This window comes from Bordetella petrii (assembly GCF_020991325.1).
GTDB classification, from domain to species: Bacteria; Pseudomonadota; Gammaproteobacteria; order Burkholderiales; family Burkholderiaceae_B; genus Bordetella_A; species Bordetella_A petrii_E.
In genome coordinates, this window is the sequence record NZ_JAJMLX010000225.1 from 1 (window position 1) to 7,672 (window position 7,672).

The following is a 7,672-nucleotide window of genomic DNA, read 5'->3' on the forward strand; positions in this document are numbered from 1 at the left end:
GGCTGGCGAAATCGCAGCCCAGGTGCGCCTGCGTCACTTCATTCTGGTATATGCGCGTGAAGCCGCGCACATGCGGCATCAACGTCGTCGACGACTTTGACGACCTGGACCCGGCCGACAATATTCCGGGTCCGCGCTTCGATTTCGCGGTGCGGGTGCGTGGCCCCCTGGTGGCCTATGCGGTGCATGCCCAGGATCTGCTGTGGGTGCGCCTGAACTGGGCCCGCCTGCGCCGCCACCCGCGCGAATGGCCGCGCCTGCGTCTGCTGCGTCCTCCGCAACCGTCCGCGCAAACGCGGGGCCAGCTGCGCGCGGCGCTGGTGCTGCGCGACAACCTGCGGTTCCGGCAGACCTTCGAAAACGCCTACCTGTACGGCATCCAGCATGCGCGGCGCGATATCCTGATCGCCAATGCGTACTTCTTCCCGGGCCGCAAGTTCCGCAAGGCCCTGCTGCGGGCCGCGGCGCGCGGCGTGCGCGTGCGGCTGCTGCTGCAGGGCAAGATCGAATACCGCATGCAGTACTACGCCACCCGTTCGCTGTACGACCAACTGCTGCGCGGCGGCATCGAGATCTACGAATACATGCCCGGCTACCTGCACGCCAAGGTGGCCGTCATCGACAACATGGCCACCGTGGGTTCCTCCAACCTGGATCCCTTCAGCCTGCTGCTGGCGCGCGAAGCCAACGTGGTGGTCGACAGCCAGCCTTTCGCGTGGGACCTTCTGCATCGCCTGGAAGACGCCATCGCCGCGGGCGGCCGCTTTGTGCGGCCCCTGGATTACCAGCGGCGCGGCTGGCTACGGCGCTGTGTGGATGCCGCGTCGTATACCCTGCTGCGCATCGGCGTGGCGCTGACGGGGCGCTCGGGCGAATATTGAATCCGCGCGGCCGGTGCGGCACGCCGATCATGCCATGGCCGTTCAGTTGAATCGGCCGGGCATCAACGCAAATAGGCCAGGCCGGGCAGGCTGCGCAATGCCGCGCCCTTATTGCCGGCATCGACACATTGCGTCCGGGCCTGGCGTATGGCCGGAAATTGAGCCAGCAGTTCGGCCAGCGTCAATTCGCACAATTCTCTCTCGTCGTCGCGGGGTGGTCCGTCGACGTAATAAGCCACAGTGACCTGGGATGCGGTTTCATCCCAGGCGACGGCCACCGCAAGCACGTTGTCGGTGACGTTGTGCCGGGCGATTGCCCGGGATGCGGCCATGAGTTCCCGCACATCCATGGGCGGCGCAGGCAGGGCCTGCAGCACTTTGGCCAGCGCCGCCCGCGCCTGTGCCGCTTGTTGCTCGTCGGGCACCGTGAACCGGATCTCTTCCAGTTTGTTCTCGGCCTCGAAAAGCAGCGCGCGTAGCCACTTTTCGTCGAGCGCCACGATGGTTTGTTCGGCCGCATGCAACGTCGCCTGGGTATGTTCGATGCTTGCCGTTCCGGCCAGGAAATCGATGCACGCCTGCTTCACGCGTTGCACGGCTTCGGGGTAGAGTCCATTTGCCACGGCCTGTGTCCTGTCGGGATACTGCACCATGGCGAGCGCTCCTTACGTTTTCCGTTCCATCTTGCCCCTTCAGTCTGGCTTCAGTACGGGCTGTTGATCCAGGCATGCAGGTAATTCATCGCGTGCGGGCCGAGCAGGGGTTTTATCTCTTCCCATCGGTGCAACCGCATGGCCCGCTGGTGCAGCGCTTCCAGCAAACCGGTGGCGATGGCGGTCTTGAGCGATTCATCGCCCTTGTCCATGCCGGCTTCGATCGTGTCGCACAAATACGCTTTCTGCTGCGGGGTGAAGCCGTCGTAGTGGTCCACGATACCTTGGCCCAGGTAGCCGCAAAGCAAGTTCTTGAGATCTGCGCCCCACGTGCGGATGGCATGCTCATTGACCGCCTTCAACGGTTCGATCTGCGTCACACGCGCGATGAATTCGTCGGTCTGCATGGTTCGAATACCTGCTCTTCTGTCGCCAGGGTTTGCCGAACGGCCCGTTGCCAGTCGTTCCACGGCGCCGATGCATAGTCTAAGCCGTATCGACAATCACCGGGTCTCCCGCATCCCGATATAGCCGAGCCCTTGCGTACAGGCCGGCGATGATATCCATGTCGTCGGCCTGTCCATCTTCCTGAAGCCGCAGTGCCTCACCGGGCAGAAACCCTTTGCTCATGGCCTCTGCCTTCAGAATGGGGAAATTGTCCTGTAGAAGTTTTCCGGACACGATGGCGCCGACGCCACCCCGGAAAGTAACCAGCAGGTCGCCTTCCGCATGCTTTCTCACCTTGAAATCAGGGGAGCCCTGCACGACGGCCTGCAATGCCTGCCGGCTTTGTTCCTTGGTCAGCGAAACGCCGGGTGGCCAGACTACGCATGTGCCGTGCTTGAACAGCGTGTAGGGTTGCCCGCGCAGGCATTTCTGCAGTTGGGCAACCGTCCAGGCTTTGCTGGGGATGATGTCGGGATGCCACTGTGGCTTGGGACAGGTCACGATGGGGCTCTTGCGGTGCAGCGCTCACGGGAGCACGAGCGTCCAACTGTCCTGCGGTGCTTCGTGCGGCAACAGGTTAACAGCGTCGCGCGTTTCCAGGACGCACAGGTCCCGCCCGCTGGCGGCATTGAGCATCGAGCGCCTGCCAAGCAATTCGATGGTTTGCCGTGCCTGGCTCCGGCGGCTGGCCGCCTGCAATCAGGATGTCTCGGCCGGCAGGGGGAACGAGAACGTCTCGCTCTCGACCGTTTCCCCGGTGATGTGGGTGGGTGTCAGTTCGCAGCGGGCGATCGGGCCGGTAGTGAAGAACGACCATTTCTCGGTGCCGTCCGGTGCCAGGCCCACGAAGCCCAGTTCATCGCGTGCGATCAGTGGGTCGCCGGTGCGCAGGAATTCATGGAAGACAAACGGCATCCGGTAAATGAAATGCCGCGCGCCGTCGGCGCGGCGATAGGCTGCCACGCATTCGTTGATGCCGACCACGATGTCGTCGTTGCTGAGGGCGGTTTGCGGCGCCAGCCCGATATTTGCATAGCGCACGTGCAGGCACCGGCCGTCGTCCCATTGCAGGTATCCCCACTCGTTGGCATCGGCGGTTTCCAGCGTGCCGATGACCGCCAGGCCGGCGGTGCGCGCCTGCATGTCGGAACGCGAGTCGCACGGCACCCAGCGTGCGGAGGCGGTGGAAGTGTGGCTCATTTGGCGATGATGGTAATGACGTTGCCTGCCTGCTCGACAAACTCGATGGTCGAACCGGTGCCTGTCGTGCCCGGCAGAAAGAATTGACGGATGTTACTACCTGGAATGCGCCCGGCGCCGATGATCGACGAAGGATCGTTATACGCCTGGTTGAACCGGCTGATCACTTCCGCCCGGTTGGCGGCGGTGTCGGCGATGCCGATGCGGCTGGCGTTGCCCGCCGCCCGCTGCGCGTTGTAGACGTTGCTCTGGTTGATATTCCGGTTGAACAGGAAATCCAGTTTGCGCCCGTTTTCGCCGAAGCGTAGTTGCTGCTGCGCGCGGGCGGCCGTGGTAGTGGCCGAGTCGGCCACTTGCCGCGGCGTGTGCGGCGTTTCCGCCGACGGCCGCGGCATCGACCGCCCCACCGGCCGCGGCGCCAGCCGGTTCGCGCCGCGCGTCAGCAGCGCAATCAGCGCCCCCACGCCTATGGCGATGACGCCGCCGGCGAACTGCTCGGCGGCCTGATCCAGCTCGCGCACGCTGGACGCGCTCATGGTCAGGTTGAAAAACCGTATCAGGTACTTAATGCCGTCGAAAATGGCCCAGCCAGCCAGCGTAAAGCCAATGGCCAGCAGGGCCGCGTCGGCCACAAAGCCCACGCCCACGGCATGCGAACCGGCCCACACCACCAGCACGCCCACCACCATGGCCAGGGTTCTTTCATTGAGCGTGTTGCGCAGCTCCGTGCCCAGGGCCTCGGGCATGTAGTTGGGAGACTGGCCCAGCACATAGCTGAAACGGTCGGCCAGCGACCACTGCGTTACCGGCCCCACCGGCGCGCCGGTCAGCATGGCCGGCTGTATGTTGCCGTTGCCATCGTTGCCCGAGGTGTCGGGCAGCGCCACGGCGGCGATCTGGCCCACCTGCATCAGCGCCATCATCTGCTCGGCGGTTTGCTGTGGCGAATAGTGGCCCGCGACCGATCCGGTGCAGATCAGCCGGCGGTACAGGGCCGCCAGCTTGGCCAGCGAGGTATCGTCGCGCAGGTGCGGATAAAGCACCGTGCGCAGGCGGGCCGGGTCGCGGATGACCAGCGCAGGCGCGACGCCCTGGAATACCGTCCAGGGGCCTATCAGCAAGAGTTCACCGCCGCCGCGCAAGGCAGCGACTTCTCCGGACCTTTCTAGGGATCTGATGTCCATGGGGCATGTCGTTGTGCGGGGGAAACCGGTACGGCGCACCCCTTGCGCGCCCACTACGGCGGGCCGACGAACTCCACGCCGGGGCAGCGGAATCCTAACAACCTTTGCCGGACGGCATCAGGAAACTACAGGTTTTGTCGCTTTTGTTTCAAATTGACATTGCGTGGCAGGTCGGCCGCACGTTCATGCGGCGGGCCGCCCGGCCGCGCCGCGCACGGCGGTGCGCAGCAGGCTGAACAAGAAGCCGCCCGTGAACATGCCCAGGATATACACACCGATAAGCATGACGGACACCGGCAGGGTGACCGACGCCGACCACAGCGACAAGGTGACCGAATTCAGATTCTGGATCTTGAAGGAAAGTACGATTGCCGTGAAAAGCACGATTAATACGATATACAGGATTCTCATCTGGCACCCCTTCGTATTCAATGGCTGGATCGCGTCGGATCGGCGCGGCTGACCGCGCGAAAACTATGCCATTCATCGGTGCGGAAGACAAGAAATACGCGTTCCGCTAGTTGCCATTCAAATGTGCCAGGCCGGGCCTGCGCCGCCGGTTCGATCCCGCCTTTCCCGCGCATTGAAACTTGTTGTCTGGCCCAGGTATTGGGACCAAAATAATTCCGCCATATATCCCAGCGGAATATGGCCGGCCCATGAAAACAACAAGCCGCGGCGTGCGACCTGGATTGCGTGGGCTGCATATAGGGGACACCTCATGGAAGCGATCAAGCATTGTTGCATGGCAGGGTACCTCCAGGACCAGCACCAGCGCGCCTGGCTGAAAGCGGGCATCGGCGCGGGAACGACCGTCGCGATGGCGGCCATGGCCGCCGTGCCGTTTGAAGCCGAAGCGGCTTCGCTGACACAGGCGCAGCGCAATGCGATGACTCCGGATCAGGTCATCGACATGTTGAAACAGGGCAACGCGCGCTTTCGGGCGGGCAAAGGACAGGCTCACGATTACCTGGCCCAGAAACGATCCAGTGCGGCGGGGCAATATCCGGCCGCGGTGATCCTGAGTTGTATCGATTCCCGCGCGCCCGCTGAAATCATTCTGGATACGGGCATCGGTGACACCTTCAACGGCCGTATCGCGGGCAATATCGCGAATCCCGATCTATTGGGCAGCATGGAATTCGCCTGCGCGGCGGCGGGCGCCAAAGTGGTGCTGGTGATGGGACACACCGCGTGCGGCGCGGTGGCCGGCGCTATCGACGGCGTGGAATTGGGCAACCTGACCGGCCTGCTCAAGGTCATCAGGCCGGCGGTGGATGCCACCCGGTTTTCCGGCGAACGCAGCGGCAAGAACCCGGCCTTCGTCGACGCCGTCGCGGCCGCCAATGTGCAACGCACCGTCGATGCCATCCGCAAAGGCAGCCCGATACTGGCCGACCTGGAGAAACAGGACAAGATCAAGATCGCCGGGTCGATGTACGACCTGAGCAACGGCATGGTGACCTTCTTGTAGCCCCTTCCTGATGGAATTGGCGTCGGGGAGCTGGCTCCCGGTGGCAGCCAGCCCCCTCGTCAACGGGGGCGTCTTTTGAGCATCATCCCCGCGTGTGTGTTCCCGGCCAGCGCACCAGCCCCAGGGCCAGGGCCGTGCCCACCAGAATTACCGCCGCACCCGACAGGATCTGAGGGGTCAGCGCTTCGTTCAGGAACCAGACGCCCCACAGTACCCCGAACACCGGCACCAGGAAGGTGACGCTGACGGCAGCCGTGGGCCCCACGCTGGCGATCAGCCGGAAGAACATGATGTAGGCCGCGCCGGTGCATACCAGGGCCAGCGCGATGGTGGCGGCCCAGGCCTGCCACGACACGGGCTGGGTCGGCCAGGTGGCAATGGCCAGCGGCGCCAGCACCAGCGAGGCGGCGATCATGCTGCCCGTGGCATTCGACAGCGCGTCTACCCCGCTGAGAAAACGCTTGGTCCAGTTGGCGGCTATGCCGTAGAACAGGGGGGCCGACACGGCGGCCAGCACCGCGGGGCCGTCGCCGCCGGCGGTGAAGTCCAGCTTGTCCCACACCAGCACCACGATGCCCAGCAGGGCAATGGCCAGGCCCAGCGCGCGCATCCAGGGCAGGCGGTCTTTCAGCCACAGCCAGCCGACCACGGCACCCCATACCGGGGTGACCGCGTTGGCCACCGACATGAAGCCCGCTCCCAGCGACTGCGCCGCATAGGCATACAGCAGGAAAGGCACCGCGGAATTCAACGCGCCCACCACCAGGATGGCCTTCCAGTGCCGCGCGATCAGCGGCAGTTTGCCGCGCATGGCCGCCAGCGGCAGCAGCGTCAGCGCGGCCAGCCCGACACGCAGTTCCATCAGCGGGCCGGGGCCGAATTCCGGCACCGCCATGCGCATGAACAGGAACGATCCGCCCCACACAGCGGCCAGCAGCAGCAAATCCAGCAAGTCGCGACGGCGCATGAAGGGTTTCCGGTCAGGGTTTGCGGGCGCCGGCCGCGCGAGTCAGCACATTCTTCATTTTGACGCGGTGCGCCAGATAGGCGCAGCCCAGGGCCAGCACCGCGCAGAACACCAGCCCCATGCGCACGCCGTCAAGTACCGAACTGCGCGCGATGGCAATGCCCACCAGCGCCGTGCCGACCGCGCTGCCGATGGCGCGCGTGGTTTGCACCAGCGCCGACGCCACGCCCACGTCGCGCCGTTCGCTCAGCATCTGCATGAACAGGGTCAGGTTGGGCAGCAAAAAACCCAGGGCGCAGCCATTGACGAAGAAGGCCGCCAGGATCCAGAGCGTGGAGGTGGCGGGCCCGAAAGCCAGCACCATCAGCGACCCGATCGCCAGCAGGCAGCCGCCGAACACCATCAGGCGCTGGGGCTCGGTTTGCTTGGGGAACAGATACCCGTTGACGATGCTGCCCACGGGAATGGCGGCCACCAGCGGCGTCAGCAGCAAGCCCGCCTGGCTGGGGGTGTAGCCCATTTCGGTTTGCAGCAGCAGCGGGCTATAGAAGATCAGGATGAACATGACCGCGCCCACCGCCAGCCCGGAAAGGTTCAGCAATTGCGATTCGCGCTGGGCGATGACGCGCAACGGGAATATGGGCGACGCCACGCGGCGTTCGTAGGGTACCAGCAGGGCAATGGATGCCACGCCCGCCAGTGCCAGCGCCAGGGCCAGCAGGGGGTGGGAATGCGCGCCAGGGGCGAAGGCCAGTTCCATGGCGGCCAGCGGCGCGCTGACGGCAATGACCAGCTGCTTCAGCACCTCGTGGGCATTCTGGTGGCGCAGTTGCGCGCGCTCGGCCGCGTTCACCTTGCGAAAGCCG

10 protein-coding genes are annotated in these 7,672 nt (G+C 64.7%); 2 read left to right on the forward strand and 8 right to left on the reverse strand.

Annotated elements, in window-relative coordinates:
• Positions 1 to 881 (forward strand): phospholipase D-like domain-containing protein (locus tag LPZ50_RS18805; RefSeq protein ID WP_230663589.1); only part of this gene is annotated, 881 nt, incomplete at its 5' end.
• Positions 882 to 943: 62 nt separating this feature from the next.
• On the opposite strand, the gene LPZ50_RS18810 is transcribed toward LPZ50_RS18805, so the two are convergent.
• The 6 genes from LPZ50_RS18810 to LPZ50_RS18835 form a co-directional block, all read right to left on the reverse strand.
• The gene (locus tag LPZ50_RS18810) at positions 944 to 1,504 is read right to left on the reverse strand and encodes a hypothetical protein (RefSeq protein ID WP_230663591.1); all 561 of its coding nucleotides are present in this window, start codon (positions 1,502 to 1,504) and stop codon (positions 944 to 946) included.
• Positions 1,505 to 1,584: 80 nt separating this feature from the next.
• Complete coding sequence (locus LPZ50_RS18815; RefSeq protein WP_230663593.1) at positions 1,585 to 1,941, reverse strand: hypothetical protein; 357 nt, start codon at positions 1,939 to 1,941, stop codon at positions 1,585 to 1,587.
• 79 nt (positions 1,942 to 2,020) lie between these two features.
• The gene (locus LPZ50_RS18820) at positions 2,021 to 2,482 is read right to left on the reverse strand and encodes a hypothetical protein (RefSeq protein ID WP_230663595.1); all 462 of its coding nucleotides are present in this window, start codon (positions 2,480 to 2,482) and stop codon (positions 2,021 to 2,023) included.
• 198 nt (positions 2,483 to 2,680) lie between these two features.
• On the reverse strand, positions 2,681 to 3,181 hold the full coding sequence (locus tag LPZ50_RS18825; protein WP_230663597.1) for a hypothetical protein: 501 nt from the start codon (positions 3,179 to 3,181) through the stop codon (positions 2,681 to 2,683).
• Positions 3,178 to 4,365 carry a hypothetical protein gene (locus LPZ50_RS18830; RefSeq protein ID WP_230663599.1) on the reverse strand — a complete coding sequence of 396 codons (1,188 nt, stop codon included), beginning with the start codon at positions 4,363 to 4,365 and terminating at the stop codon, positions 3,178 to 3,180. The genes LPZ50_RS18825 and LPZ50_RS18830 overlap by 4 nt, the downstream gene beginning before the upstream one ends.
• A gap of 183 nt (positions 4,366 to 4,548) precedes the next feature.
• On the reverse strand, positions 4,549 to 4,776 hold the full coding sequence (locus tag LPZ50_RS18835; RefSeq protein ID WP_230663601.1) for a DUF1049 domain-containing protein: 228 nt from the start codon (positions 4,774 to 4,776) through the stop codon (positions 4,549 to 4,551).
• Positions 4,777 to 5,110: 334 nt separating this feature from the next.
• Here LPZ50_RS18835 and LPZ50_RS18840 point away from each other — a divergent pair, with 334 nt between their 5' ends.
• A complete protein-coding gene (locus LPZ50_RS18840) occupies positions 5,111 to 5,839 on the forward strand; it encodes a carbonic anhydrase family protein (protein WP_230663603.1) in 729 nt (242 codons plus the stop codon).
• An 82-nt stretch (positions 5,840 to 5,921) separates the two neighbouring features.
• On the opposite strand, the gene LPZ50_RS18845 is transcribed toward LPZ50_RS18840, so the two are convergent.
• A complete protein-coding gene (locus LPZ50_RS18845; RefSeq protein WP_230663605.1) occupies positions 5,922 to 6,806 on the reverse strand; it encodes a DMT family transporter in 885 nt (294 codons plus the stop codon).
• A 13-nt stretch (positions 6,807 to 6,819) separates the two neighbouring features.
• Positions 6,820 to 7,672: MFS transporter (locus LPZ50_RS18850; RefSeq protein ID WP_230663608.1), on the reverse strand; the 853-nt coding region annotated here is incomplete at its 5' end.